General features: G+C 66.9%; 24 protein-coding genes. 11 read left to right on the forward strand and 13 right to left on the reverse strand.

The genetic code is table 11. The annotated features are described in order from the left end of the window. Positions 1 to 10: 10 nt before the first annotated feature. On the reverse strand, positions 11 to 268 hold the full coding sequence (locus AC0KWY_RS18920) for a hypothetical protein (protein ID WP_474027034.1): 258 nt from the start codon (positions 266 to 268) through the stop codon (positions 11 to 13). On the opposite strand from AC0KWY_RS18920, the gene AC0KWY_RS18925 reads away from it, so the two are divergent. Continuing rightward, entirely contained in the window at positions 249 to 1,127 is an 879-nt protein-coding gene (locus AC0KWY_RS18925; protein ID WP_474027035.1) for an EF-hand domain-containing protein, read from the forward strand. The two genes, AC0KWY_RS18920 and AC0KWY_RS18925, sit on opposite strands and share 20 nt — an antisense overlap. A 42-nt stretch (positions 1,128 to 1,169) precedes the next feature. Here AC0KWY_RS18925 and AC0KWY_RS18930 read toward each other — a convergent pair whose 3' ends face one another. Next, positions 1,170 to 2,399: a uracil-xanthine permease family protein gene (locus AC0KWY_RS18930; protein ID WP_474027037.1), complete on the reverse strand. Its 1,230-nt coding sequence runs from the start codon at positions 2,397 to 2,399 to the stop codon at positions 1,170 to 1,172. Continuing rightward, positions 2,396 to 3,028: a uracil phosphoribosyltransferase gene (gene upp, locus AC0KWY_RS18935; protein ID WP_474027038.1), complete on the reverse strand. Its 633-nt coding sequence runs from the start codon at positions 3,026 to 3,028 to the stop codon at positions 2,396 to 2,398. Before upp ends, AC0KWY_RS18930 begins: the two co-directional genes overlap by 4 nt. 160 nt (positions 3,029 to 3,188) lie before the next feature. On the opposite strand from upp, the gene AC0KWY_RS18940 reads away from it, so the two are divergent. Next, positions 3,189 to 3,833 (forward strand): alanyl-tRNA editing protein, encoded by a 645-nt coding sequence (locus tag AC0KWY_RS18940; RefSeq protein WP_474027039.1) that lies wholly within the window; start codon positions 3,189 to 3,191, stop codon positions 3,831 to 3,833. Positions 3,834 to 4,157: 324 nt separating this feature from the next. On the opposite strand, the gene AC0KWY_RS18945 is transcribed toward AC0KWY_RS18940, so the two are convergent. From AC0KWY_RS18945 to AC0KWY_RS18975, 7 genes are all read right to left on the reverse strand, one after another. Continuing rightward, positions 4,158 to 4,508 carry a hypothetical protein gene (locus AC0KWY_RS18945; RefSeq protein ID WP_474027040.1) on the reverse strand — a complete coding sequence of 117 codons (351 nt, stop codon included), beginning with the start codon at positions 4,506 to 4,508 and terminating at the stop codon, positions 4,158 to 4,160. Positions 4,509 to 4,729: 221 nt separating this feature from the next. Further along, positions 4,730 to 5,092 (reverse strand): hypothetical protein, encoded by a 363-nt coding sequence (locus tag AC0KWY_RS18950; protein WP_474027041.1) that lies wholly within the window; start codon positions 5,090 to 5,092, stop codon positions 4,730 to 4,732. Positions 5,093 to 5,733: 641 nt separating this feature from the next. Next, on the reverse strand, positions 5,734 to 6,723 hold the full coding sequence (dmeF, locus tag AC0KWY_RS18955) for a CDF family Co(II)/Ni(II) efflux transporter DmeF (RefSeq protein WP_474027042.1): 990 nt from the start codon (positions 6,721 to 6,723) through the stop codon (positions 5,734 to 5,736). Next, positions 6,720 to 7,361 carry a class II aldolase/adducin family protein gene (locus tag AC0KWY_RS18960; RefSeq protein ID WP_474027043.1) on the reverse strand — a complete coding sequence of 214 codons (642 nt, stop codon included), beginning with the start codon at positions 7,359 to 7,361 and terminating at the stop codon, positions 6,720 to 6,722. Before AC0KWY_RS18960 ends, dmeF begins: the two co-directional genes overlap by 4 nt. After that, entirely contained in the window at positions 7,358 to 8,443 is a 1,086-nt protein-coding gene (mtnA, locus tag AC0KWY_RS18965; RefSeq protein WP_474027044.1) for an S-methyl-5-thioribose-1-phosphate isomerase, read from the reverse strand. Before mtnA ends, AC0KWY_RS18960 begins: the two co-directional genes overlap by 4 nt. Next, positions 8,440 to 8,832, reverse strand: coding sequence for a type II toxin-antitoxin system death-on-curing family toxin (locus AC0KWY_RS18970; protein ID WP_474027045.1), 393 nt, complete (start codon positions 8,830 to 8,832; stop codon positions 8,440 to 8,442). Before AC0KWY_RS18970 ends, mtnA begins: the two co-directional genes overlap by 4 nt. Next, positions 8,829 to 9,053: an AbrB/MazE/SpoVT family DNA-binding domain-containing protein gene (locus AC0KWY_RS18975; protein ID WP_474027046.1), complete on the reverse strand. Its 225-nt coding sequence runs from the start codon at positions 9,051 to 9,053 to the stop codon at positions 8,829 to 8,831. The genes AC0KWY_RS18970 and AC0KWY_RS18975 overlap by 4 nt, the downstream gene beginning before the upstream one ends. 114 nt (positions 9,054 to 9,167) lie before the next feature. Between AC0KWY_RS18975 and AC0KWY_RS18980 the strand changes: the two genes are divergently transcribed. The 3 genes from AC0KWY_RS18980 (at position 9,168) to AC0KWY_RS18990 (ending at position 11,709) form a co-directional block, all read left to right on the forward strand. After that, the gene (locus AC0KWY_RS18980; protein ID WP_474027047.1) at positions 9,168 to 10,337 is read left to right on the forward strand and encodes a pyridoxal phosphate-dependent aminotransferase; all 1,170 of its coding nucleotides are present in this window, start codon (positions 9,168 to 9,170) and stop codon (positions 10,335 to 10,337) included. A gap of 84 nt (positions 10,338 to 10,421) precedes the next feature. Beyond that, on the forward strand, positions 10,422 to 10,850 hold the full coding sequence (gene mscL, locus AC0KWY_RS18985; RefSeq protein ID WP_474027048.1) for a large conductance mechanosensitive channel protein MscL: 429 nt from the start codon (positions 10,422 to 10,424) through the stop codon (positions 10,848 to 10,850). A gap of 160 nt (positions 10,851 to 11,010) precedes the next feature. Continuing rightward, complete coding sequence (locus tag AC0KWY_RS18990; RefSeq protein WP_474027049.1) at positions 11,011 to 11,709, forward strand: YXWGXW repeat-containing protein; 699 nt, start codon at positions 11,011 to 11,013, stop codon at positions 11,707 to 11,709. Positions 11,710 to 11,748: 39 nt separating this feature from the next. Here AC0KWY_RS18990 and glnE read toward each other — a convergent pair whose 3' ends face one another. After that, positions 11,749 to 14,460, reverse strand: coding sequence for a bifunctional [glutamate--ammonia ligase]-adenylyl-L-tyrosine phosphorylase/[glutamate--ammonia-ligase] adenylyltransferase (glnE, locus tag AC0KWY_RS18995; RefSeq protein WP_474027051.1), 2,712 nt, complete (start codon positions 14,458 to 14,460; stop codon positions 11,749 to 11,751). 101 nt (positions 14,461 to 14,561) lie between these two features. Here glnE and AC0KWY_RS19000 point away from each other — a divergent pair, with 101 nt between their 5' ends. The 5 genes from AC0KWY_RS19000 to aroG all read left to right on the forward strand — a co-directional run bounded on the left by AC0KWY_RS19000 (position 14,562) and on the right by aroG (position 22,543). Beyond that, positions 14,562 to 18,464, forward strand: coding sequence for a YhdP family protein (locus AC0KWY_RS19000; protein WP_474027052.1), 3,903 nt, complete (start codon positions 14,562 to 14,564; stop codon positions 18,462 to 18,464). Further along, positions 18,461 to 19,270, forward strand: coding sequence for a carbon-nitrogen hydrolase family protein (locus AC0KWY_RS19005; RefSeq protein WP_474027053.1), 810 nt, complete (start codon positions 18,461 to 18,463; stop codon positions 19,268 to 19,270). The genes AC0KWY_RS19000 and AC0KWY_RS19005 overlap by 4 nt, the downstream gene beginning before the upstream one ends. Positions 19,271 to 19,279: 9 nt before the next feature. Beyond that, positions 19,280 to 20,725, forward strand: coding sequence for a metalloprotease TldD (gene tldD / locus AC0KWY_RS19010; protein ID WP_474027054.1), 1,446 nt, complete (start codon positions 19,280 to 19,282; stop codon positions 20,723 to 20,725). A 33-nt stretch (positions 20,726 to 20,758) separates the two neighbouring features. Continuing rightward, positions 20,759 to 21,376, forward strand: coding sequence for a c-type cytochrome (locus tag AC0KWY_RS19015; RefSeq protein WP_474027055.1), 618 nt, complete (start codon positions 20,759 to 20,761; stop codon positions 21,374 to 21,376). 75 nt (positions 21,377 to 21,451) lie between these two features. After that, a complete protein-coding gene (gene aroG / locus AC0KWY_RS19020) occupies positions 21,452 to 22,543 on the forward strand; it encodes a 3-deoxy-7-phosphoheptulonate synthase AroG (RefSeq protein WP_474027056.1) in 1,092 nt (363 codons plus the stop codon). Between the two features lies 1 nt (position 22,544). Here the strand turns inward: aroG and AC0KWY_RS19025 are convergent, their stop codons facing one another. Together AC0KWY_RS19025 and queD are read right to left on the reverse strand one after the other, a co-directional pair. After that, complete coding sequence (locus AC0KWY_RS19025) at positions 22,545 to 23,690, reverse strand: patatin-like phospholipase family protein (protein ID WP_474027057.1); 1,146 nt, start codon at positions 23,688 to 23,690, stop codon at positions 22,545 to 22,547. Further along, positions 23,687 to 24,139 carry a 6-carboxytetrahydropterin synthase QueD gene (gene queD / locus AC0KWY_RS19030; RefSeq protein WP_474027058.1) on the reverse strand — a complete coding sequence of 151 codons (453 nt, stop codon included), beginning with the start codon at positions 24,137 to 24,139 and terminating at the stop codon, positions 23,687 to 23,689. The genes AC0KWY_RS19025 and queD overlap by 4 nt, the downstream gene beginning before the upstream one ends. A 47-nt stretch (positions 24,140 to 24,186) precedes the next feature. Here queD and AC0KWY_RS19035 point away from each other — a divergent pair, with 47 nt between their 5' ends. After that, complete coding sequence (locus AC0KWY_RS19035; RefSeq protein ID WP_474027059.1) at positions 24,187 to 25,017, forward strand: radical SAM protein; 831 nt, start codon at positions 24,187 to 24,189, stop codon at positions 25,015 to 25,017. Positions 25,018 to 25,021: the final 4 nt, after the last annotated feature.

Below are 25,021 nucleotides of genomic sequence, written 5' to 3' on the forward strand. Positions count from 1 at the left end.
TTACAGGCTTTTACGCGCCCTTGCCGGGTTGCCGGCAATTTTTGCCGGCACGGCATTTCGGCCGGAAAAGTCCGGTTTCTTGCACGAAATTCGGGATAAAACCGGGGGTGAGGCTGATTTCTTGACGAGTTTTTACCCGCTTTAACCCGCTTCGCCGCCAATTTCTCGCCTTGTTGGCCGATAAATTGCACTGGAAGAGGCCGTCGAAATCCATTTCGATCTCATCAACCGTTTTCCAGGAGTTCATCATGATCAGCGGTGTCAGCAATACCTCCTCATTGAGCCAGTTATTCTCCCGCCTCGACAGCAAGGGGCAGGGCTACCTCGAGAAAAGCGACTTTGCGTCGGCGTTCAGCGCCATCGGCGAGAGCGACGAAAGCGCCATCGCCGATGTCTTTGCCGTGCTCGACGGCGACAGCGACGGCAAGGTCACCGAAAGCGAGTTTTCCAGTACCCTGAGCCAGTTGCAGCAGGAACTGGAAAGCCAGTTCACCCAGATGCGCATGCAGGGCATGGCCGGCCAGGGGCCGCAGGGTATGGCCGGCGGCATGCCGCCCCCGCCGCCGCCGAACGACGAAGGTTTCACCGAGGACGAGCTGACCGCTCAACTGGAAGAAATCGGCGATTCCGACAGCGATCGCGCCAGCCTGATTTCCGACATCGTCGCCAATTTCGAGGCGGCCGATACCGACAGCGACGGCAAGGTCAGTTTCCAGGAGGCGATGGCCTACAAGAACGAGCAAGCGGACGAAACCGATAGCACCGCGCAGGCCCAGGCTGCCGCTACGGCGCTGCAGCCGCCGCCGACCAGGGATGTCGGCTTCACCCAGGAAGAACTGGAAAGCCAGCTGGAAGAAATCGGCGACTCCGACAGCGCCCGCGCCGGCCTCATTTCCGACATCGTTTCCAACTTCGAGGCGGCCGACACCGATGGCGACGGCAAGGTCAGCTTCAAGGAAGCCATGGCCTACAAGGAAGAGCAGTCGGGCAGCAGCACGTTGACGAGCGCGACGCAGCAGGCCGCCAGTGACGAAACCCAGGTCATGCAACGCATCATGCAACTGGTTCAGGCTTACGGCCGTTCGGAAGAATCGACGGCGAGCAGCCTGCTGTCGACGCTGGCGTAAGTCGTGCCGGAGGAGGGCGGATCGTCGGGCGATCCGCCTGCCTCAGCGGCTTTCCGTTTCCGCGGGCAGCAGCAGGTTGAGCAGCACGGCGAGCACGCCGCACAGGCTGATGCCCTGCAGCGAGAAGCTGCCGATGGTGACGCCGAGGCCGCCGATGCCGGTGACCAGCGTCACCGAGACGATGCACAGGTTGCGCGCGCTGGACAGATTGACCCGGGCATCCATCAGCGTCTTGAGGCCGATGCCGGCGATCGAGCCGAAGAGCAGCACCATGATGCCGCCCATCACCGGCAGCGGGATGGTCTGCAGCAGGGCGCCGAACTTGCCGACGAAAGCCATCAGGATGGCGAAGCAGGCGGCCCAGGTCATCACCACCGGGTTGTAGTTCTTGGTCAGCATGACGGCGCCGGTGACTTCGCCGTAAGTGGTGACCGGCGGGCCGCCGAACAGGCCGACGACATTGACCGCCAGCCCGTCGCCGAGCAGGGTGCGGTGCAGGCCGGGGTTTTCGGTGTAATCCTTGCCGGCGACCGAGCCGATGGCGAGGATGCCGCCAACGTGTTCGACGATCGGTGCGATGGCGACCGGGATCATGAAGAGGATCGCCGCCAGGTTGAATTCCGGTGTGCCGAAGGCCGGCATGGCGATCCAGGCCGCCTCGTTCACCTTCGAGAAATCGACGATGCCGAGGAACAGCGAGACGATGTAGCCGACGGCGACGCCGACCAGGATCGGCACCAGCTTCAACAGGCCGCGGGCGCGGATGGCGGTGAGCATCGTCGCCAGCAGCGAGATGGCGGCGATGGCAATGGCTGTTTCGTAGGGAACGACCTGCGCGTCGCCGGCCTTGCCGGTCGCCATGCCAACCGCGACCTGGGCCAGGCCGAGACCGATCACCATGACCACCGGGCCGATCACCACCGGCGGCAGCAGCTTGTGGATCAGCCCGACGCCGCGCCATTTGACGAGGCCGGCGGCGACGTAATAGAAGAAGCTGGCCGAAGCCAGCGCGCCGAGCGTCGCCGGCATGCCCCAGGTCTGCACCGAATAGATCACCGGCGCGATGAAGGCGAAACTGGAGCCGAGGTAGATCGGCACCTGGCGTTTCGTGCAGATCTGGAAAATCAGCGTGCCGACGCCGGCGCCGAGCAGCGCCAGGCTGGGGTTCAGCCCGGTAAGCAGCGGCACCAGCACGGTGGCGCCGAAGGCGACGAAGAGGATTTGCGCGCCGGAAAGCGCGGTCCGCCAGACCGGATCTTCTGTCGTGTTCATGCTTCCTTGGTCCCGAAGATCTTGTCGCCGGCGTCGCCGAGGCCGGGGATGATGTAGCCGTGTTCGTTGAGGTGGCTGTCGACGGCCGCGGTGTAGATTTCCACCTCGGGATGCGCCGCGTTCAGCGCCGCGATGCCTTCCGGCGCGGCGACCAGGACCAGCGCCTTGATCTGCTTGCAGCCCTTGCGCTTCAGCATGTCGATGGTGGCGACCAGCGAACCGCCGGTGGCCAGCATCGGGTCGATGATCATCGCCAGGCGCTCGTCGAGCTGGCCGACGAAGCGCTCGAAATACGGCTCCGGCATCAGCGTCTCGTGGTTGCGGGCAATGCCGACGACGCTGACCTTGGCGTTCGGAATCAGGTCGAGCACCCCGTCCAGCATGCCGATCCCGGCGCGCAGGATGGGCACCACGGTAACCTTCTTGCCCTTGATCTGGTCGATCTCGACCGGGCCGCACCAGCCTTCGATGCTCACCCGTTCCAGCTCGAAATCGCGGCAAGCCTCGTAGGTCAGCAGGCGGGCCAGCTCGGCCGCCAGTTCGCGGAATTTTTTGGTGCTGATCTCGCCTTCGCGCATCAGCCCGATCTTGTGTTTGACCAAAGGATGGCGGACTTCGATCACCGGCATGCTTTTCCCCTCGCGCGCGTCTGCGCAAAGTGCGAAGCTTAGTCGATCCGTTCGCCGGATGCACGGCGCTTGCGCCGCTTCGGCGGCCTGGCGGAGAATCGCGCGGTGCTGAGCTACTACCGCCCGCCACTTGACCGATGCTCACCGATATTCTCCACGCATGACCCACAAAGCCTTCTGGGAAGACCCTTACGCCAGCACGCACAGCACGGTGGTGACGGCGGTCGATGGCGACACGGTCGAACTGGCATCAACGATCTTCTTCGCCTTTTCCGGCGGCCAGGAAAGCGACCACGGGAGCATCGGCGGCGTCGCCGTCGTCGAAGCGAGCAAGGAAGGGCGCTGCCTCCGCTATCGCCTGGCCGCCGGGCACGGCTTGCAGCCCGGCCAGCCGGTCGAGGTGGCGATCGACTGGGCACGCCGTTACCGCCTGATGCGCCTCCACTTCGCCGCCGAACTGGTCCTCGAACTGGCCGGCCGCGCCTTGCCGGGGGCGCTCAAGGTCGGCGCGCATATCGCCGCCGACAAGGCGCGGATCGATTTCCGCTGGCCGGAGAGCATTGCCCCGCTGCTGCCGGAATTGGCGGCCAGCGCCAACCAGATCATTGCCGCCGACCTGCCGATCCGCACCGCTTTCGAAGACGTCGAAAACGAGCGGCGCTACTGGGAAATTGCCGGCTTTTCGCGGGTTGCCTGCGGCGGCACGCATGTCCGCTCGACCGGCGAGGTCGGGCCGCTGCGGCTCAAGCGCAACAACATCGGCAAGGGCAAGGAACGGATCGAGATATTTCTTGCTGGGGATTGAGCGGGGCGCGCGTTCTTTGGCGTGTTTTTGGTTGCTGAACCGCTGGGTTCCGCCGTTGACCGGCGGGCGTACTTTTTCTTGCTGGCCAAGAAAAAGTAGCCAAAAAGAAGGCCACCCCTAGGTCGGCGCCCCGCTACGCGGGGTCCCCTGCGCTACTCGGGCCGGCGGGCGTCTCGCTAAACTCGGCCCTGCGGGCCTCAAACAACGCGAGCCGACACCTCCCGCCAACCCTGCGTTGCTCGGCACCTCCCAAGGGGGCCGGTACACCGAACGCAGTTTTGCGGGCTTCTGGCTACCCGATTAGGCCGAGTGCCGGATTGCACGTTATTTCCCCGCTCTGTTCTTGATAAGTTCACGGCAACGATATGCAAGCGTGGAGTTTTTGTCAGCCAACCCTGAAAGCACTTCTTCCATCTCGCGTTCATCGATAAACGGGTAGACCTCTAAATGAAGGGCAATACGTAGTTTTCGGTTGTCTAGGCCTTCTCGAAGCCAGTCTTCAATGGCGCGCGTGACGCTTGCGCCATTGTCGTCGGTGCGCCACGCAAGCAGGTCGAACAGGTCACAAACTACTTCGTAAGGCACGGAACGGGGAATTTCGCTATACAGACGGTTTGCGAGACCATCCTCGCCGAATTCTTTAACTAACGCGGACAAGATGTTTTCATCAAGCATTTTCCAGTCGCCCTCATCTCGGCTCAGGCAAACCGTGTCGATTGCTTGCGCTACCAGTGGGTGCATGAGCGGCCTAACGAGTGAAAGCGGTTATGGTGAAAGGCACAGGGCTGCACGTCTTAGTCGAGCAGCCATCTCGCTGAACCGCCCACTGCGGACCCGCATGGTGGGTGGTGCGGGGGCCGGGGGAGAGAAACCCCCTGCTACCCGATTAGGGCTCATCAGCGCAACACTGCGAGAATTTTTGGCACGTATTCATAGAGCGACGAAAGCCCCTGCACAAGCGTTGCTGCGTTAGCGCCAGCCGACAACCAATTGAAGAGCCCAGTTGATTTGGCCTTTTCCGAAATTTCAGGCTCAGTGTTTTGACCAGAGCCCACGAAGGAAAGTATTTCTTTCAACACTTCCAGTGGTGTGTCCGGGCGCAGCCCTAGGGCTGCAAGAAGACTTTCAGGTGCTCGGAGGTCAATGGCTTTCCCGCAGGCGATAAACCGGTTGGCCCCGATATCTACGTTCGCGTCCGATGGGGCGCTAATACCGGTTCCACAGTTCTCAAAATGATTGCCATAAATCTTGATGGCCATCTAAGTCTCCAATTTAGGCCTACAGTTGTTCAGGCACAGAATGGTCCGCGTTATTGCCAGCAACACGGACACAACTGGGGCGCCTGTAAGAGTTTGAATGACATGGAGATTATCCGATGCCGGTCTCCTTATCAACCAACAATCATAGGGGCCAGGCCAGGGTCGTTAAGTGATTATTTCCCGAAAGACGGCTTCTGGCGAAATGCCGGCAGATTGCATGCAGGTCAATACCCGGATGATCTGAAATCGAGCGATGACTTCGAGTGCCTGCGCAGCAACGATCTCGAGTTGACCGGAGGAAGTGGCGCTCGATCGGTGTTCGGGGTCCCCCTGAGAGGCGCTGAGCAACGCAGGCGGGCCGGGGGTAGTCGGCTGGCGTTGTTTGAGGCCCGCAGGGCCGAGTTTAGCCAGCCGCCCGGACCGTCGAGTAGCGCAAGGGACCGGGCGTAGCCCGGCGCCGACCTGGGGGTGGCCTTCTTTTTGGCTACTTTTTCTTGGCCACACAAGACAAAGTACGCCCGCGCGTCAGGCGCGGAAACCGGCGTTTCAGAAGCCAAAGCCGCAAAGCCGCCCGCCGGTCAACGGCGGAAAACAGCGTTTCTACTGGAACAGAAACCCGCCACTTCGCAGCCGGATCGGCGTCACTGCCCGGACAAGGCCGCGCCGGGGGAGCACTCGTCGCAGCGGTGTATCTCCACCGTGACGTGGGCGATTTCCTCGTGGATGGCGAGGGCCTGGCGGATGGCGAGCGGGGTCAGCGTGCTGTCGTGGGTGAGCAGCGAGATGGCGCAGGCGTAGGCGCCGTTGCCGACGCGCCAGACGTGGAGGTCGGTGATCTGCGTGCCGGGCGGCAGTTCGCTGATGACTTCGCGGATTTCCTCGACCACCGGGTGGTCCATCTCGCGGTCGAGCAGGACGCGGCTGGTGTCGCGCAGCAGGTTCTTCGCCCACAGCGCGACGAGCACGGCGCCGACCATGGCGCAGGCGGGGTCGAGCCAGTTCCAGCCCCAAAACCAGCCGCCGGCGAGGGCGGCGATGGCGAGCACCGAGGTCAGCGCGTCGGTGAGGACGTGGATGTAGGCGGCCTTGAGGTTGAGGTCGTCGTGGCCGTGGTGGTGATCGTGCCCGTGGTCATGGCCGTGCCCATGATCATGACCGTGATGGTCGTGGCCGCCGGCGCGCAGCAGGATCGCCGCGCTGCCGAGGTTGACGGCGAGGCCGAGGACGGCGACCAGCATGGCTTCGCCGTAGGCGATCGGCGCCGGTTCGATCAGGCGTTCGATGCCGCCCCAGACCATCAGCGCGGCGACGCCGAGCAGGAAGAGGGCGCTGGTGTAGCCGGCGAGGACTTCGATCTTCCAGGTGCCGAAGGCGAAGCTGGGGTCTTCGGCGTACTTGCGGGCGGCGGCGTAGGCGAGGCTGGCGAGGCCGATGGCCAGCGCGTGCGAACTCATGTGCCAGCCGTCGGCGAGCAGGGCCATCGAGTTGAACCACCAGCCGGCGGCGATCTCGACGACCATCGTCGTCAGGGTCAGCCACAGCACCCAGCGGGTGCCGGCCTCGGCGCGCGCGTTGCCGGCGCCGTATTCGTGCGTCTGTTCCCAGCGCGAGAGGTCGAGGTGTGCGTTCATTGTTGTCCGTAGGTGCTGAATTTTTCCATCACTGCTGCCATGTTGACCGCGTCGAGCAGCACCGGTTCGCCGAGCTGGCAGGCGCGCCAGTATTGTTCGCAGAGTTCTTCGAGTTCGACGGCGAGGGAAAAGGCTTCGTCGAGGTCGCGGCCGGTGACGAGCAGGCCGTGGTTGGCGAGCAGGCAGCCGCGGCGGTCGGCCATGGCGGCGAGCGCCGCCGCCGATAGGGCGGGCGTGCCGAACAGCGCGTAGTCGGCGCAGCGCACGGTATCGCCGCCGAAGCGGGCGATCATGTAGTGGAAGGGCGGGATGGCGCGGCGCAGGCAGGCCAGCGTGACGGCGAACGGCGAGTGGGCGTGCAGGACGGCACCGACTTCCGGGCGGCTGGCGTAGAGGTCGCGGTGAAAGCGCCATTCCGACGACGGCTTGCGGCGGCCGCTGAAGCTGCCGTCGGCGCTGTCGTCGATTGCCATCAACGGGATGTCGTCGACTTCCAGCGCGTCGTAGGGCATGCCGGTCGGTGTGATCAGGAAGCCGTCGCCGCAGCGCACGCTGAGGTTGCCGGCGGTGCCGCGGTTGAGGCCGGCCGGGCGCATGGCGCGGGCGGCGGCAATCAGCTTGGCGCGCAGTTCGCTCATGTCGTTTCTTCCGGGTAGAGGCCGAGCAGGCCGGCGCGGCTGGCCGGGCAGGCGCCGCGTTCGGTGATGATGGCGGCGACCAGGCGGGCCGGGGTGACGTCGAAGGCCGGGTTGGCGACCGCTTCGCCGGCCGGAAGCTGGCGCACGGCGGCCGGCGTGCCGCGCGGGTCGGTGCCGTGCACGAGGCGGAATTCGTCGCCGTCGCGTTCCTCGATCGGGATCGCCGCGCCGTCGGCGCAGGCGAAGTCGAGCGTCGAGCGCGGCGCGGCGACGTAGAAGGGAATGTCGTTGTCGGCGCAGGCCAGCGCCTTCAGGTAGGTGCCGACCTTGTTGGCGACGTCGCCGTTGGCGGCGATGCGGTCGGCGCCGACGATCACCGCATCGACCCGACCCTGGCGCAGCAGCAGGCCGGCGGCGTTGTCGGCGAGCAGGGTGTGCGGCACGCCGTGCTGGGCGAGTTCCCAGGCGGTGAGCAGGCCCTGGTTGCGCGGCCGGGTTTCGGAAACCCAGACATGCACCGGCAGGCCGGCGTCGTGCGCGGCATAGACCGGGGCGAGCGCGGTGCCCCAATCGACGGTGGCGAGCCAGCCGGCATTGCAGTGGGTCATCACGTTGAGCACGCGGCTGTCGCGGCGCGGCAGGCGGCGCAGCAGCTCCAGCCCGTGCCGGCCGATCGCCGCGTTCTGCGCGACGTCCTCTTCGGCGATCGCCGCCGCTTCCGTCCAGGCGGCGCTGCTGCGTTGTGCCGGCGGCAAGGGGCGCAGCAGCTTGTCCATGCGGGCCAGCGCCCAGTGCAGGTTGACCGCGGTCGGCCGGGTGGCGCCGAGGACGGCAATCGCTTGCTCCAGCCGGGCGTCGTCGGCCTCGTCGTTGAGCGCGATGGCCAGGCCGTAGGCGGCGGTGGCGCCGATCAGCGGCGCGCCGCGCACCAGCATGGCGCGGATGGCGTGCGCCGCTTCCTCCAGCGTGCCGACGCCGACCCAGTGCAGCGCGTGCGGCAGGCGGGTCTGGTCGATGATTTCGATGCTGCGTCGTGCGGGGTCGGCGCGCAGCGTGCGGGTGGGGATACCGTGGATGTTCATGGAGCGGAGAGGATGTGGGGGCGCAGCCAGGCGGCGAACTCGGTTTCGCCGATGTCGCCGGCAGCGAGGGCGAGCATGGCGCCGACACAGTCGCTGTCGGAAGCCGTCAGGCAAAGGCCGTTGAGTACGAGGAAGAGTTCGCTGCAGACAAAGGCGGTGCGTTTGTTGCCGTCAATGAAGGGATGGTTGCGGACGATGCCGAAAGCGTAGGCGGCAGCGAGCGCCGCCGCGTCGGCTTGCGCATCGTCGGCGGCCAGGTTGACCGGGCGGGCCAGCGCCGAGGTCAGCAGGCCGGCGTCGCGGATGCCGACCGGACCGCCGTGCTCGGTCAGTTGCGCTTCGTGGATCGCGCCGACCACCGATGCTTCGAGCCAGATCCAGCTCGTCATTTGGCCAGTTCGTGCAGCACGTTGCGGCGTGCCTTCATGATTTTTCTCGCCGCTTCCATCTGTTTCTCGAAGGCCGGGTCGAATGGGGTCAGGCGCACGCCATCGGGCGATTCGGTGGCATAGACGGTGTCGCCCTTCTCGACATGCAGCTTGGCCAGCAACTCCTTTGGCAGCACGACGCCGACCGAATTGCCGATCTGGGTCAGTTTGAGCGCGTACATGATGGCCTCCTCTTGTTATAACGGATGTAATACTACGCGCAATTTCGGCGGCCGGCTTGTCCGCCGTCCGGCCTTGGCGCAAGATTGGGCCCCTTTCCGTCCGCCATGCTTGCGATGCAAACTTCCGTCCACATCGATTCCCGCTTCCCGGCCATGGGAACGACGATCTTCACCGTCATGTCCCGGCTCGCCGCCGAATGCGGCGCCGTCAATCTGGCGCAGGGCTTTCCAGATTTTCAGGCCGAAGATGCGCTGTTCGACGCCATGTATCGCCACCTGCGGGCGGGCCGCAACCAGTACGCGCCGATGGCCGGCATGCCGGAGCTGCGCACGGCGATCGCCGGCAAGGTGGCGACACTGTACGGCGCCAGCTACGACGCGGAGAGCGAAATCACCGTTACCGCCGGGGCGACGCAGGCGATCTTCACCGCGATTGCCGCCTTCGTCCGGCCGGGCGACGAGGTCATCGTCTTCGCCCCGGTCTACGATTCCTACGTGCCGGCGATCGAGACCGTCGGTGGCAAAGCGGTCTACGCCCACCTGCACTTTCCGGACTACGCGCCAGACTGGGACGAGGTGCGGGCGCTGATCACGCCGCGGACGCGGATGATCGTCATCAACTCGCCGCACAACCCGAGCGGCGCGCTGCTTTCCGCGGCCGATCTCGACGCACTGGCGGGCGTTGTCCGGGGTAGCGACATCGTGGTCTTGTCCGACGAGGTGTACGAACACATCCTGTTCGACGGCGAGGCGCATGCCAGCCTGTGCGGCCACGTCGAGCTGGCGGCGCGCAGCATCGTCGTTTCCAGCTTCGGCAAGACCTACCACATCACCGGCTGGAAGATCGGCTACGTGGTCGGCCCGGCGGCGTTGATGGCCGAGTTCCGCAAGGTGCACCAGTTCAACGTGTTCACTGTGCATGGGCCGTCGCAACTGGCGATCGCCGAGTACATGCAGGACGCCTCGCGGCACCTCGGCCTGGCCGCCTTCTACCAGGCCAAGCGCGATGCCTTCCGGCAACTGCTGGCGGCGACGCCGTTCGAACTGCTGCCCTGCCGCGGCACCTATTTCCAGCTGGCGCGCTACGACCGCATTTCCGACCTGCCCGACACCGCCTTCGCCGAATGGCTGACGCGCGAGGTCGGCGTTGCGGTGATTCCGGTTTCGGTGTTCGAGCCGGACGGACGCGACGACAAGGTGGTGCGTTTCTGCTTCGCCAAGCGCGAGGAAACCCTGGCCGCAGCGGCGGAGCGGCTGCGGCAGGCGTTTTCCGGAGCGTCATGAAAAATTGCAAATCGCCTTGACCGCGCCCGCCGCGTCGCCGAATAATGCGCCGGGTATATACAACACACCGGAAAGGGGAAGTGCATGGGCATGTTGCAGGAGTTCAAGGAATTCGCCGTCAAGGGCAACGCGATGGATCTCGCGGTTGGCGTCATCATCGGCGCCGCCTTCGGCAAGATCGTCGATTCGGTGGTCGGCGACCTGATCATGCCGCTGGTCAGCATGGTCGTCGGCAAGCTCGATTTCTCCAACCTGTTCGTCGTCCTCGGCGACAACCCGGAAAACCTGGCCACCCTGGCCGAACTGAAAAAGGCCGGCATCCCGGTCTTCGCCTACGGTTCCTTCTTCACCATCCTGGTCAATTTCATCATCCTGGCCTTCATCATCTTCATGATCGTCAAGCAGATGAACCGCTTGCGCAAGGAAGACGCGGCGCCAGTGCCGGCCGAACCGCCGCCGACGCCGGAAGATGTCGTCCTGCTGCGCGAGATCCGCGATTCGCTGCGCAAGTAAGCGTTCGCGACACCCACGCCCGGGGCCGCCGCCAGGCGGCCTTTTTTGTAGCGGCGGCAGGGGGCGAATGCAAGTAATCGTAAGCAACTGTTAATTCGGTCCACTGGCGGCCCCCGCTGGCCGTTAATGTCAGCATGACAACACCACCGGAGAGAAAAACATGAAGCGCAAGCTCATCTTCATCGCGCTGCTCGGCAGTCTGCTCGGCGCTTGCGCCGTGGTGCCGGCCGATCCTTATTACGACGACGAAGTGATCGTCGCGCCGCCACCGCCGCCGCGCGTCGAGTACCCGGGATACGCCCCCTACCCGGGGCATGTCTGGATTACCGGCTACTGGTCCTGGGGCGGTCGGCAGCATGTCTGGGTGCCGGGGCGCTGGGTTGAACCGCGACCGGGGCATGTCTGGGTACAGCCGCGCTGGGTCCAGGATGGACGTCGCTGGCGCATGCACGAAGGGCGTTGGGAAGCCGGTCCGCCGCATCGTGGGGCGCCGCCGCCGCATGTGGTACCGCCGCCCCGGCGCGATTTCGATGATCGGCGCGACGACAGGCGAGACGACAGACGTTTCGATCGCCGTGACGACCGTCGGGATGATCGCCGTGACGACCGCCGTGATGACCGACATTGGCCGGGGCAGTCGCCGCGCGGTCGTGATGATGGTCGCCCGGGGCCCGACCGCGCCGGCCCGCCGCCGGTACAGCACTCCGCTCCGGATGCGCGTCCTGACCGAGGCCGAGGCAATGAATCACGGGCGCCGGCGTATGGTGGCCGCGAGGCGACGCGCGAGGAAAGGCGTCGGGAATTGCGGCGCGATACGAGTGATCGTTCCGGCGGTTTTCCGACCGACCACGAGCGCTGAGCGCTTGATCGATGACGGCGGCCGAGAGGCCGCCGTTTTTCATCCGGTGCCGTCGCGGGCGCCGAACACCGCCCGCCACAGGGCATCGACGGCGGCGATGTGCTTTTCCACCTGCTCGCGCGGCACCGGTGCCTTCGGCGTCGCCGAGAGCCGGCGGGCGTGCTGCAGGCGGCGGTATTCGCGGTAGGCGTTGCCGGCGGCCAGTGCCAGTGCCGGATCGATCAGACCCAACTCGCCGGCAATGCGCAGCAGCGCGATGTTGCCCAGGTTGCCGGTCAGTTCGCAGTGCCGGTGGGCGTGGCCGAGGACCAGGTACTGGACGATGAATTCGACGTCGATGATGCCGCCCGGGTCGTGCTTGAGGCCGAACATCTCGGCGCTTTTCGAGGCGTGCGCGTCGTACATCTTCTGGCGCATGGCGACGACCTCGTCGCGCAGCTTGGCAAGGTCGCGCGGCTGGCGCAGGATTTCGCAGCGGATGGCTTCGAAGCGAGCGCCCACTTCATTGTCGCCGGCGCAGAAACGCGCCCGGGTCAACGCCTGATGTTCCCAGGTCCAGGCATGCTTGAGCTGGTAGTCGCGGAAGGCATCGACGGTCACCGCAAGCAGGCCGGCGTCGCCGTTCGGGCGCAGGCGCAGATCGGTTTCGAACAGGATGCCGGCCGGCGTCTGGCTGGACAGCCAGGTGTTGAGGCGTTGGCCAAGGCGGGTGTAATTTTCCTGGGCGTCGGGGTCGCTGTCGTCGTAGAGGTAGACGAGGTCGAGGTCGGAGGCGTAGCCGAGTTCCTTGCCGCCCATCTTGCCGTAGCCGATGACTGCGAATTGCGGCGTCTCGCAGTGCCGTTTCTTGATCTTGGTCCACACCAGCGGCAGGGTTTCCTGGACGATGCTGTCGGCCAGTTCGGTCAGGTGATCGGACAGCGATTCGATCGTCTGCAGGCCGGAGAGATCCTGGGCCAGCAGGCGGAACACCTGGGCGTGGTGCATCTCGCGCAGGATGTCCATCTCGCGTTCGGTGTCGCCGGCGTGGTCGGCCAGGTTGCGGCGCAGCAGGTCACGGAATCCGGTCCAGTCGGTGGCGATCTCGTAGAGCCGGGGATCGAGCAGTTCGTCGAGGAGCAGCGGGTGGCGGTTCAGGTAGTCGCTTGCCCAGGTCGAGGCGCAGACCATGTCGGCGACGCGCTTCAGGGCCAGCGGATACTGCTGCAGCAGCGCCAGGTAGGAACCGCGGCGGGCGATGCCTTCGAGGAAGGCGATGCCGCGCACCAGCGTCGTGTCCGGGTCGGAGGTCTGGCCGGCGGCCTCGATCAGGCGTGGGCCGACGGCGTCGAGCCGCTGCCGGTTGGTGGCCGGCAGTTGCTGGTAGCGGCTGGAGGCGCGCAGGTCGCCGAGGCGGGCGATGGCGTCGGTCGGTCGGCGGAAACCGAGGTTGCCGAAGGCTTCGAGCGCGGTGTCGTCGTCGAGCTGGCCCTGCCAGAGCCCGGTCAGCGGATGTTCGCCGGCTTCCGGGTCGGAGAAGACGGCCTCGAAGTGGCGGCTGACCCGGCCGCGGTGCCCGTTAAGTACCTCGAGCAGCGCCGGCCAGTCGGCGAAATCCATGCTCCGGGCGATCTTCTGCCGCTCCGCCGGATCGACCGGCAGCATGTGCGTCTGGGCGTCCTCGACATACTGCAGCCGGTGTTCGAGGCGGCGCAGGAAGACGTAGGCCTCGCGCAGCTCGCGTTCGCTGTCGGCCGGCAGCAACTGGCGTTCGACGAGCAGGGCGAGTACCGATAGCGTCGGCCGGATCTGCAGCGCCGGGTCGCGGCCGCCGCGGATCAACTGGAACACCTGGGCCATGAACTCGATTTCGCGGATGCCGCCGGGGCCGAGCTTGATGTGGTCGGCCATGTCCTTGCGCGCGACTTCGCGGCGGATTTGCGCGTGCAGGTCGCGCATCGCGTTGATCGCGCCGAAGTCGAGGTACTTGCGGAAGACGAAGGGGCGGCCGATCTTCTGCATCGCCTCGACCCATTCCGGTTGCAGGTTGGCGCCGGTATTCATCGTCCGGCCCTTGATCCAGGCGTAGCGTTCCCACTCGCGGCCCTGGGTGATGAAGTAGTTTTCCAGCGAGTCGAGCGAGCAGACCAGCGGCCCGGAATCGCCGTTCGGGCGCAGGCGCATGTCGACGCGGAAGACCTGGCCGTCGGCGGTGATGTCGCCGAGCGCCTGGATCAGGCGCTTGCCGAGGCGGGTGAAGAAATCGTAGTTCTCGATCGATTTCGGACCGGCGGTGTCGCCGTCCTCGGGGTAGATGAAGATGTAATCGACGTCGGAGGAAACGTTGAGCTCGCGCCCGCCGAGCTTGCCCATGCCGATCACCAGCAGGCGCTGCGGCCGGCCCGCGCTGTCGAGCGGCTCGCCGTAGCTGGCGGCAAGCTGGCGATGGTAGTGGGCGAGGGCGAAGTTGGTGGTGACGTCGGCGAGCAGGGTCATGCTTTCGACGACTTCGGCCAGCGGTGCCAGCCCGCACAGGTCGCGCAGCATGAGGTGGGCCATCGCCCGGTGACGCAAGCGCCGCAATGCCGACTTGAGCGCCTCGTCGTCGGCGAAATCCTGGGCCAGCGGCGCCGTCAGCAGGGCTTCGTCGAGCGGTTGCAGCCAGCTCGCCGCCAGTTCGGGAAGCAGTGCCGGGCGTGCCTGGAAGAGGTTGCTCAGGTAGCGGCTGTGGGCCAGGGCGGCCTGCCAGCGGGGGTCGGGGAGGGTGTCCATGTGGTTCTGTCGGCAACGGGGCGAAAAGGTAGAATACGCCCTCAATTCAATTTATCCGATTGTAGTGACCTCCGACCGCATCTGGCAAAGCGACGCGACGTTTGATTAATCCGTCCGGCCAACCCGAATCCACTGCCGCCCGATTGATCCACCAGGGGCTGTACTACCGGCTGCACGGCCTGCGCGCCCTGCTCGGCCGGCCTTTGGTCGCGTCCGCGCTGCGCGTCGCCGGCTGGCTGCTGGTCGCCGGCTGGCTGCTGTTCGTGGCCCTGGTCTTGCTGTTGCGCTTTGCCGTGTTGCCGTCGATCACCGACTATCGCGCCGATATCGAGCGTCTCGCCGGCCGGGCGATCGGCCAGGATGTGCGCATCGGCAACATCGCCGCGCACTGGCGCGGTCTCAACCCGGAACTGGTGCTCGACGGCGTTTCGCTGCTCGCTGCCGACGGCTCGCCGAGCTTCTCGCTGCAGCGGGTCGACGCCGTCCTCTCCTGGCACAGCCTGTGGCGTCTGCGCCCGGTGCTGGCGCTGCTTTCCTTCGATCACCCGGTGTTGCATGTGCGCCGCGCCAGCGACGGCCGGATCAGCGTTGCCGGCATCGAATCCGCCGGCGATAGCGATCCGGCCTTTGCCGAATGGGTGCTCGAACAGAAACGTATCCGCATCCACGACGCCACCATCGTCTGGGAAGATGCCCTGCGCGGCGCGCCGCCGCTGATCCTCGAGGATCTCCAGTTCGGCCTCGACAACCGTGGGCAGCACCATCGCTTCGGCCTGTCGGCGGTGCCGCCGGCCGAGCTGGCGGCGCGCATCGACCTGCGTGGCGAGATCGACGGCGACCTGCACGACGCGCTCGAGCGTTACGCCGGCAATCTCTACCTCGAACTCGAATACGCCGATCTGGCCGGCTGGCGGCCCTGGTTCGACTACCCGGTCGATCTGCCGCACGGCCGTGGCGGCGTGCGCCTGTGGGGCGAGATCGAAGAAGGCGAGGGCCGGCTGACCGCCGACCTGGCGCTGCAGGAACTGCGCATCCGCCTCGGCCGCAAGTTGCCGGCGCTCGACCTCGATCGCCTGCGCGGCCGGGTCACCGCCACTTACGCCAAGGCCGCCTGGTCGGTCGCCGCCCGTCAGCTGGAATTGCAGACCAGCGAGGGCATCCGGCTGGCGCCGACGGATTTCCAGCTCGACTGGCGGCAGGCCGAGTCGTCGGTCAACGGTAATTTCCGGGCGAACCTGCTCGACCTCGCGCTGCTTTCCCGGCTCGCCGCCTACCTGCCGCTCGACGCGCGGACCCGCGAGTTGCTCCAGGCCTACGCGCCGCAGGGGCAGATCAGCGAGCTGCGCACGAGCTGGGGCCTGCAGGGCGAAAGCCTGGCGCGCTATGCGCTGGCCGCCCGCTTCGCCGGTCTCGGCGTGCGTGCCGAAAGCTATTTTCCGGGCGCCCGCGGCCTGGCCGGCAGCATCGATCTCAACGAGAAGGGCGGCCGCCTGAACATCGACGCCGGCGCTTCCGGTGTCTCGCTGCCGGCGGTGTTTCCCGAGCCGGACATCGCCTTCGATTTGTTCAAGGCGCGGGTCGGCTGGACCCAGGATGCCGGCGGTGTGCAAGTGGACATCGAACGGCTCGACTTTTCCGGCGCCGACGCCACCGGCAACGCCCACGGCACTTATCGCTACAGTGGCGACGGACCGGGCGCGATCGACCTCCAGGCGAGCATCAGCCGCGCCGACGGCAGCGCCGTCTGGCGCTACATGCCGCACGCCGTCAATGCCGAGGCCCGCGCCTGGCTGAGACGCGGCATCGTCGGCGGCACGGCGCACGACGCCCGCCTGGTGCTGAAGGGCAACCTGCGCGACTTCCCCTTCCGCGACCCGGCGACCGGCAAGTTCCTGGTCACCGCCAAGGCGAGCAACGCCCGCGTCGACTACGCCGACGGCTGGCCGACGATCGACGGCATCGAAGCCGACATGGCCTTCGATTACGGCATGCGCGTCAATGCCAGCGCCGGCCGCATCCTCGGCGCCAGCCTGGGCAACGTCGCGGTGACCATCCCGGACTTCGACGTCCATGACGAGATGTTGCTGGTGCGCGGTGCCGCCAGCGGGCCGACCGCCGCCTTCCTGGAGTTCATCGAGCGCAGTCCGGTGGCGGCGTCGATCGACCACTTCACCGAGGGCATGCGCGCCGTCGGCAACGGCCGCCTCGACCTCGAACTCGACATTCCGCTGCGCCGGGCGCTGGAAACCCGGATGCGCGGCAGCTACCACTTCCACGACAACCAGGTACACCTGGTCGATGGCCTGCCGATGATCGGCCAGGTCAACGGCCGTCTCGACCTCACCGACAAGTCGGTGGCGGCCAGCGAGATCACCGGTCGCGGCTTTGGCGGGCCGCTGCGCGTCAAGGTCGGCAGCGAGGGCGGCAAGGTCCTGGTGTCGGCGGCCGGCAGCGCGGCGATCGGCGAAGTCGCCAGCCACTTCGGCTGGCCGCTGGTCGACCAGTTGGCGGGCAGTACGCCGTGGAAGGCCGATATCGCGATCCAGAAGCGCAACGCCTACGTGCTGGTGACTTCCGACCTCGTCGGCATCAGCTCGCCGCTGCCCGATCCGCTGAACAAGACGGCGACCGCCCGCCTGCCGCTGCGTATCGAGCGCAGCGCGCCGAGCGCCGGCAGCGAGCAGTACCGCATCACGCTCGGCGACATCGGCCGTGGCACCGTCGTCCGTCGGGACGGCAAATGGATGCAGGGCGTTTTCGCGGTCGGTAGCGGTGATGCCAGCCTGCCGCCGCAGGGGCTGGTGGTGCGCGTCGCCGCACCGCGCCTCGACGGCGATGCCTGGCGCACCTTCCTCAGCCTGGGCAAGAACGGTGGCAACGGCGGCAGCAACGGCGGCAGCAACGGCGACGGCGGACTGGCGCTCGCCGAAGTCAGCGTCAAGACGCCGCAACTGCACCTGTTCGGCAGCGATTACCGTGACATCGACCTGCGCGTCGCGCCGCAGGGGTCCGCCTGGCGTATCTCGCTGCAGGCGCCCGAGGCGGCCGGCGAGCTGACCTGGCGCGGCGCCGACGACGGCTGGATCGAGGGGCGTTTCCGCCACCTGCGCCTGGCGCAGCCGGAAAGCGGCGGTCCGGCCGCTGGCGAAAGCAGCGTCATCGATTCGCTGCCCGGCATGAATCTCGAAGTCGACGACCTCTGGCTGGGCAAGAAATCGCTCGGCCACCTCGAACTGCGCGCCCGCAACCTGCGCGGTTCCTGGCTGCTGGAAAAACTGCGCCTGCGCAACCCGGATGGCGAACTGAGCGGCAGCGGCCGGTGGACGCGCGGCGCCCGGCAGCGTACCGACCTCGATTTCGAGCTGACCGCCCTCGACAGCGGCAAACTGCTGACCCGGCTCGGCTACGCCAACGCCGTCCGCCAGGGCAAGGCGCGGCTGGCCGGCAGTCTGCGCTGGGATGGCGCGCTGACCTCGATGCATTACCCGAGCCTGAGCGGCGAACTCGACGTCAAGGCGGAAAAGGGTCAGTTCAACAAGCTCGAACCCGGCGTCGGCCGCCTGCTCGGCCTGATCTCGCTGCAATCGCTGCCGCGCCGCCTGACCCTGGATTTCCGCGATCTCTTCAGCGAAGGCCTGGCCTTCGACAGCATCGAAGGCAAGCTGGCCGTCGCCGGCGGCGTCATGAAGACCGTCGAGCCGCTCAACATCAGTGGGCCGGCGGTGCAGGTGGCGATCGAGGGCAGCACCGACCTGCAGCACGAGACCCAGGACCTGATGGTCGTCGTCCGGCCGGAAATGAGCGGCCTGGCGATCGGTGCCGCAACCCTGGTCAATCCGGTCGCCGGCGCGGCGGCGCTGGTTGCCAACACGGTGTTGAAGAGTCCGCTCAACCAGTTCTTCAGCTACCGCTATCATGTGACCGGCAACTGGAGCGATCCGCTGGTCGACAAGGCCGGCAAGACGGAAACGCCAGCCCCCGCCCCCCAGGAGCAGAAACCATGACCCCGCAGAATTGCCGCATCGCCGCCTTGCAGATGGTCTCCGGCCCGCGCGTCGGCGACAACCTGACTGCGGCCGGCCGCCTGGTCGACGAGGCGGCGGCGCAGGGCGCGCAACTGGCCGTGCTGCCCGAGTACTTCCCGATCATCGGCGCCGCCGACGCCGACCGCGTGCGGGCGCGCGAGGATTTCGGCCGCGGCCCGGTACAGGACTGGCTGGCGCAGACGGCGCAACGCCACGGCCTGTGGCTGGTGGCCGGGTCGATCCCGCTGACGGCGAGCATGCCCGACCGGATGCTGAACAGCAGCCTGGTCTTCAATCCGCAGGGCGAATGCGTCGCCCGCTACGACAAGATCCACCTGTTCGGCTTCAGGAAGGGCGACGAAGCCTACGACGAAGCCGCCTTCATCGAAGCCGGCGAGACGCCGGTCGCCGTGACCACGCCGTTCGGTCGCATCGCCCTGTCGATCTGCTACGACCTGCGCTTTCCCGAGCTTTACCGCAGCCTCGCCCCGGTCGACCTGATCCTGGTGCCGGCGGCGTTCACCGAAACGACCGGCCGCGCGCACTGGGAAATCCTGCTCCGCGCCCGCGCCATCGAAAACCAGTGCTACCTGCTCGCGGTCGGCCAGGGCGGCCGCCACGAGAACGGTCGCCTGACCCACGGCAACAGCATGATCGTCGATCCCTGGGGCGAGATTCTCGACCGCAAGCAGAAGGGGCCGGGCGTCGTCATCGCCGACCTCGACCACCAACGCATCGCCGACGTTCGCGAGAGCCTGCCGGCGCTCGCCCACCGCAAACTATAAGGAAGTTCCATGAGCCACTCCAACGCGCTGGCGCAAGCCGAATCCCTGCTGCTGACGCCGTTCTCCCTGAGCGAGGCCGACCTGTCGCGGACCTTCGGGCAGATCCTGACGCACCAGGTCGATTACGCCGACCTCTACTTCCAGTATTCGCGTTCCGAGGCCTGGAGCCTCGACGAAGGCATCGTCAAATCGGGCAGTTTCAACATCGACCAGGGCGTCGGCGTGCGCGCCCTGTCCGGCGAGAAGACTGCCTTCGCCTACTCCGACGACATCAGCGCCGCCGCATTGGGCGACGCTGCCAGCGCGGTGCGCGCCATCGCCGCCGCCGGCCAGTCCGGCGCGCTGCCGGCGTTGCGCGCGTCGGCCGGGACGCGCGCGCTCTACCTGCCGAACGACCCGCTCGCTTCGCTGCCGGCCGAGGCCAAGGTCAAGCTGCTCGAACGCCTGGAAGGCTTTGCCCGGGCGCTCGATCCGCGCGTGCTGCAGGTCAATGCCTCGCTCGCCGGCGAGTACGAGGTGATCCTGGTCGCCGGCTCCGACGGCCGCCTGGCCGCCGACATCCGGCCGCTGGTGCGCTGTTCGATCTCGGTCATCGTCGAGGAAAACGGCAAGCGCGAGCAGGGCGCGTCGGGCGGCGGCGGTCGCTTCGACTTCGGCTATTTCGACGACACCGTGCTGCAACGCTACGCCCAGGAGGCGGTGCACCAGGCGGTGACCAACCTCAAGGCCGAGCCGGCGCCGGCCGGCCAGATGACCGTCGTCCTCGGCGCCGGCTGGCCCGGCATCCTGCTCCACGAAGCGGTCGGCCACGGCTTGGAAGGCGATTTCAACCGCAAGGGCAGTTCGACCTTTGCCGGGCGCATCGGCGAGCGCGTCGCCGCCAAGGGCGTCACCGTGATCGACGACGGCACCATCGCCGACCGGCGCGGTTCGCTCAACATCGACGACGAGGGCAACCCGTCGCAGCGCACCGTGCTGATCGAGGACGGCATCCTCAAGGGCTACATGCAGGACAGCCTGAACGCCCGCCTGATGGGCGTCGCCCCGACCGGCAACGGGCGCCGCGAATCCTTCGCCCACCTGCCGCTGCCGCGCATGACCAACACCATGATGCTGGCCGGCAGCCACGATCCGCAGGAAATCATCGCCTCGGTCAAGAAGGGCATCTACGCCGCCAACTTCGGCGGCGGCCAGGTCGACATCACCAGCGGCAAGTTCGTTTTCTCGATGAGCGAGGCCTACCTGATCGAGGACGGCAAGGTGACGCGGCCGATCAAGGGGGCGACGCTGATCGGCAACGGGCCGGAGGCGATGACCCGCGTCTCGATGATCGGCAACGACCTCAAACTCGACCCCGGCGTCGGTACCTGCGGCAAGGAAGGGCAGAGCGTGCCGGTCGGCGTTGGTCAGCCGACGCTGCGAATCGATGGACTGACCGTAGGCGGAACGGCATAATTACGGCTAGTCGCTGATAAAGGGAGTCGATAGATGCGCGCGATCCTGTTCTTGGCAGGTCTGGTAGCGAGTGGTGCCTTGTTCGCGCAGACGCCGGCGCACCAGCGCATGAAGGCCCTGCAGGCCGATCCGGCGGCGCTGCAGGCGGCGGTGGCGGCGGGCGGCAAGGCCAGTTTCTTCTGCGCCAACTGCCACGGCGACAACGGCATCGCCAAGACCGGCGACGTTCCCAACCTGGCCGGCCAGCACCCGGCCTACCTGCTCGAGCAGATTCGCAAGTTCGGCACCGGCGAGCGCAAGGACCCGTTCATGCAGGGGCTGATCAAGGTGCTCAACGACGAGGAACGGGCGCAGATCACCCTCTACTACGCCAGCATCAAGGTGCCGCCGAACAAGTCCGATCCGGCGCTGGCGGCGCGCGGCAAGGTGCTGTTCGACAAGCTCTGCGTGCGCTGCCACGGTGCCGAGGCGCGCGGGCACGAACTCTATCCCCGGCTGGCCGGGCAGCAGCGTCCCTACCTGCAGCGCGCCATCACCCTCTACCGCGACGGCACCGGTGTACGCAACGACAAGCTGATGGCGATCGCCACCTCGGTGCTCAAGGACGACGATATCGTCGCCCTGACGCATTACCTGACGCAACTGCCCTGAATCGCCCACCATCGATTTCGTCCGCCGCCTTCCGGTAGAATGGCCGGTTTCGGCGATTGATGGATGGTGCAGCAAATGGCAGCGAACACGACGACAGCAGGCAAGCCGGTCACCGACGACGTGCGGATCCGGGAAATCAAGGAACTGGTGCCGCCGGCCCACGTTTTCCGCGAATACCCGGCCTCGGGGCGCGCCGCGCAGGCCACCTATACCGCCCGCCAGGCCATCCACCGCGTCCTGCACGGCGCCGACGACCGCCTGCTGGTGGTGATCGGTCCCTGTTCGATCCACGATTACGACGCGGCGATGGAGTACGCCAAGCGGCTGGCCCGCGAGGCCGACAAGTACGCCGACGACCTGATCGTCGTCATGCGCGTCTATTTCGAGAAGCCGCGCACCACGGTCGGCTGGAAAGGCCTGATCAACGATCCGCGCCTCGACAACACCTTCCGCATCAACGAAGGCATCCGTCTGGCGCGGCGCATCCTGCTCGAAGTGAACGAGCTCGGCCTGCCCTGCGCGACCGAATTCCTCGACACGATCACGCCGCAATACACCGCCGACCTGATCGCCTGGGGCGCCATCGGCGCCCGCACCACCGAATCGCAGGTGCACCGCGAGCTGGCTTCCGGGCTGTCCTGCCCGGTCGGTTTCAAGAACGGCACCGACGGCAACATGCGGATCGCGGTCGATGCCATCCGCTCGGCCAATTCGCCGCACCATTTCCTGTCGGTGACCAAGTCCGGCCATACCGCGATCGTGTCGACGATGGGCAACGAGGACTGCCACGTCATCCTGCGCGGCGGCAAGGAACCCAACTACGACGCCGCCAGCGTGGACGCGGCCTGCCGGGAAATCGCCAAGGCCGGCCTGGCGGCGCGGCTGATGGTCGATTTCTCGCACGGCAACAGCCGCAAGCAATACAAGCTGCAGATGGAAGTCTGCGACAGCGTTGCCGCCCAATTGACGGCCGGCGAGGAGCGCATCGTCGGGGTCATGGTCGAGTCGCACCTGATCGAGGGGCGCCAGGACATCGTGCCGGGTCAGCCGCTGACCTACGGTCAGAGCGTCACCGATGCCTGTCTCAACTGGGACGACAGCCTGCTCGTTCTCGAGCGTCTGGCCGCCGGTGTCCGCGCCCGCCGTCTGGTCGAGGCCAGCGCCTGAGTCAGAGGTCGAGGAAGCGACCGACCTCGTCGGCACGCGCCAGCGTGTCGGCGTGGCCGAGTTCGATCAGCTTGCGCGTGAACGGCTTCTCGAACAGCAGGTAGCTGGTCAGCGCGCCGCCCTGCCGGTTCATCGCGCCGATCCCGCCGAGCAGCAGGCGGATCGGCCAGGGCAGGGCGTCGGCGTGCTCGGCGGCGATGCGGTCGAGGCTTTCCGACGGCGAGATGATCAGCGTGTCGATCGGCCGCAGTGCAATGCCGGCCTCTGCCCGCTGCGCTTCCGGGATCGCCGAGACGGTGCGGTTGATGCGCTGGATGCGTTCGATGTCGACGGCCAGCCCATCGACGAAGATGCTCGACAGCGCGTGCCCGGCAATCTGCGCCAGCGAAGGATAGTCGTCGACCTGGCGGCGCTCGCGTTTTTCATTGCCGCGCGTCGCGCCGACCACCAGCAGCCGTTCGGCGCCCAGGTGGATGGCCGGCGACAGCGGTGCCAGCTGGCGCATCGAGCCGTCGCCGAAATACTCGCGGTTGATCCGCGTCGCCGGAAAGATGAAGGGAATCGCGCTCGACGCCAGCAGGTGTTCGACGCCGAGCTGCGTGCGCACGCCGATGCGCTGGAAGCGGTGCCAGGGGGCGGCGTCAGGATGCGCCTGGAAGAAATTGATGTTCTCGCCCGATTCGTAACCGGACGCCGAAATGCTGATGGCACGCAGGGCGCCGCTGGCGATCGCGCGTTCGATGCCGGCGAAGTCCATGCTGCGCCCGAGCAGGGTGGCGAGCGGCGCGTTGTCGAGTAGCGAGCGCGGCGCCCGGCCGACCAGCCAGCCGAACGCCAGCGCGCCCAGCCAGCGGGCGCCGGCGGCACCGACGCCGAGCGCGTCGCTGCGATAGATGTCGGCGGCGCGCAGGTCGCGCCAGAAACGCGCCAGGGTGGTCGTCGCCCGGCCGAAATGTTCAGCCTGGCAGGCCAGCCCGACGGCGTTGATGGCGCCGGCCGAAGTGCCGCAGACGATGGGAAAGGGATTGTGACGGCGCTGCCGGCCGGCAAGCTTGGCGACCGCGGTGAGAACGCCGACCTGGTAGGCCGCCCGGGCGCCGCCGCCGGTCAGGACCAGCGCCGTGCCGTGGCGGGCCGGGGAAGTCAATCGCGCGCTTGCCGGGTGGCGTCGGCCCAGCAATTGGGGGTTTCGTAGAGGCGCACCTGTTCGAGCCGCAGGTGGTTGCCGTAGGTGTCGCGGTACACCGCGTCGAGGCAGTCGAAAGCGAGGCGGGCAAGGTTCTCGGCGGTCGGCACGCGGTCGAGGACGACCGTCTTGTGGTCCGGGATGCCGGCCAGGAAATCGACGATGGTGCGGTCGCCTTCGTACACCAGGAAAGCGTGGTCCCAGCGGCCGACCAGATGGGTCATCGCCAGTTCCTTGACCTGCGAGAAGTCCATCACCATGCCGTTGGCAGCGTCGCCGGCCTTGTCGATGATGTTGCCGGAAAGGGTGATTTCGATCGCGTAGCGGTGGCCGTGCAGGTGGCGGCACTGGCTCTTGTGGTCGGGGATGCGGTGGCCTGCGTCGAATTCCAGGCGGCGGGTGATCAACATTTGGGATTAGGGTTCGCCAAGACGGGGGCTGATTATACAATGCCCCCATGCTGCGAACCGACGACCACCGCCGCGACAGTGCCGGCCTCCGCTACGTTTATCCCGTGATTTCCCGGCGTGCCGGCGGCGTCTCGGTCGGCATCAATCTCAATCCGAACAACGCCTGCAACTGGGCCTGCGTCTATTGCCAGGTCGAAGGCCTGAGCCGCGGCGCTCCGCCGCCGCTCGAACTCGACCGGCTCGAGGCTGAGTTGGCGGGCTTTCTCGACGATGCGATCAACGGCGATTTCATGCGCCGCCAGGTGCCGGAGACGGCGCGCCGGCTGGTCGATGTCGCCTTTTCCGGCAACGGCGAGCCGACCTCGGCGCCGGAATTCGCCGACGCCGTGGCGCGGGTGGCGCAAGTGCTCGGCCGTTTCTGCCTGCGCGTGCCGCTGCGCCTGATCACCAATGGCAGCCTGCTGCACCGGCCGGCGGTGCAGGATGGCATCCGCCAGTTGGGCGAGGCCGGCGGCGAGGTCTGGTTCAAGCTGGATCGGGCGACGGCCGTCGAGGTCGCCGCGATCAACGGTGTCGCCTGGGCGCCGGAAAAAGCGGCGCGCAACCTGGAAGTCTGCGCCGCGCTGGCGCCGACCTGGGTGCAGACCTGCTGGTTCGCGCTCGACGGCCAGGCGCCGGACGCCGCCTCGCTGGCCGCCTACTGCGCGCTGCTGGCGCCGCTCGCCGAGCGGCTGGCCGGGGTCCATCTCTATGGTCTGGCACGTCCTTCGCAACAGCCGGCGGCGCCGCGCCTGGCCGCGTTGCCGGAGGCCGCGTTGCGCGAAGTGGCGGCGACCATCGAAAAAGAAACGGGGCTCAGGGTGATCGTTTCACCCTGAGCCC

This window comes from Azonexus sp. MM2026_4 (genome assembly GCF_055901855.1).

Excerpts from the sequence above, each read along its gene's own strand:
- mscL (WP_474027048.1), top strand. The coding sequence starts at position 10,422 with ATGGGCATGTTGCAGGAGTTCAAGGAATTCGCCGTCAAGGGCAACGCG.
- aroG (WP_474027056.1), top strand. The coding sequence starts at position 21,452 with ATGGCAGCGAACACGACGACAGCAGGCAAGCCGGTCACCGACGACGTG.
- AC0KWY_RS18925 (WP_474027035.1), top strand. The coding sequence starts at position 249 with ATGATCAGCGGTGTCAGCAATACCTCCTCATTGAGCCAGTTATTCTCC.
- AC0KWY_RS18990 (WP_474027049.1), top strand. The coding sequence starts at position 11,011 with ATGAAGCGCAAGCTCATCTTCATCGCGCTGCTCGGCAGTCTGCTCGGC.
- glnE (WP_474027051.1), bottom strand. The coding sequence starts at position 14,460 with ATGGACACCCTCCCCGACCCCCGCTGGCAGGCCGCCCTGGCCCACAGC.
- AC0KWY_RS18970 (WP_474027045.1), bottom strand. The coding sequence starts at position 8,832 with ATGACGAGCTGGATCTGGCTCGAAGCATCGGTGGTCGGCGCGATCCAC.
- AC0KWY_RS19005 (WP_474027053.1), top strand. The coding sequence starts at position 18,461 with ATGACCCCGCAGAATTGCCGCATCGCCGCCTTGCAGATGGTCTCCGGC.
- AC0KWY_RS18930 (WP_474027037.1), bottom strand. The coding sequence starts at position 2,399 with ATGAACACGACAGAAGATCCGGTCTGGCGGACCGCGCTTTCCGGCGCG.
- AC0KWY_RS19035 (WP_474027059.1), top strand. The coding sequence starts at position 24,187 with ATGCTGCGAACCGACGACCACCGCCGCGACAGTGCCGGCCTCCGCTAC.
- AC0KWY_RS18960 (WP_474027043.1), bottom strand. The coding sequence starts at position 7,361 with ATGAGCGAACTGCGCGCCAAGCTGATTGCCGCCGCCCGCGCCATGCGC.
- dmeF (WP_474027042.1), bottom strand. The coding sequence starts at position 6,723 with ATGAACGCACACCTCGACCTCTCGCGCTGGGAACAGACGCACGAATAC.
- queD (WP_474027058.1), bottom strand. The coding sequence starts at position 24,139 with ATGTTGATCACCCGCCGCCTGGAATTCGACGCAGGCCACCGCATCCCC.
- AC0KWY_RS19015 (WP_474027055.1), top strand. The coding sequence starts at position 20,759 with ATGCGCGCGATCCTGTTCTTGGCAGGTCTGGTAGCGAGTGGTGCCTTG.
- AC0KWY_RS18945 (WP_474027040.1), bottom strand. The coding sequence starts at position 4,508 with ATGCTTGATGAAAACATCTTGTCCGCGTTAGTTAAAGAATTCGGCGAG.
- AC0KWY_RS18975 (WP_474027046.1), bottom strand. The coding sequence starts at position 9,053 with ATGTACGCGCTCAAACTGACCCAGATCGGCAATTCGGTCGGCGTCGTG.
- AC0KWY_RS18980 (WP_474027047.1), top strand. The coding sequence starts at position 9,168 with ATGCAAACTTCCGTCCACATCGATTCCCGCTTCCCGGCCATGGGAACG.
- AC0KWY_RS18940 (WP_474027039.1), top strand. The coding sequence starts at position 3,189 with ATGACCCACAAAGCCTTCTGGGAAGACCCTTACGCCAGCACGCACAGC.
- mtnA (WP_474027044.1), bottom strand. The coding sequence starts at position 8,443 with ATGAACATCCACGGTATCCCCACCCGCACGCTGCGCGCCGACCCCGCA.
- tldD (WP_474027054.1), top strand. The coding sequence starts at position 19,280 with ATGAGCCACTCCAACGCGCTGGCGCAAGCCGAATCCCTGCTGCTGACG.
- AC0KWY_RS18950 (WP_474027041.1), bottom strand. The coding sequence starts at position 5,092 with ATGGCCATCAAGATTTATGGCAATCATTTTGAGAACTGTGGAACCGGT.
- upp (WP_474027038.1), bottom strand. The coding sequence starts at position 3,028 with ATGCCGGTGATCGAAGTCCGCCATCCTTTGGTCAAACACAAGATCGGG.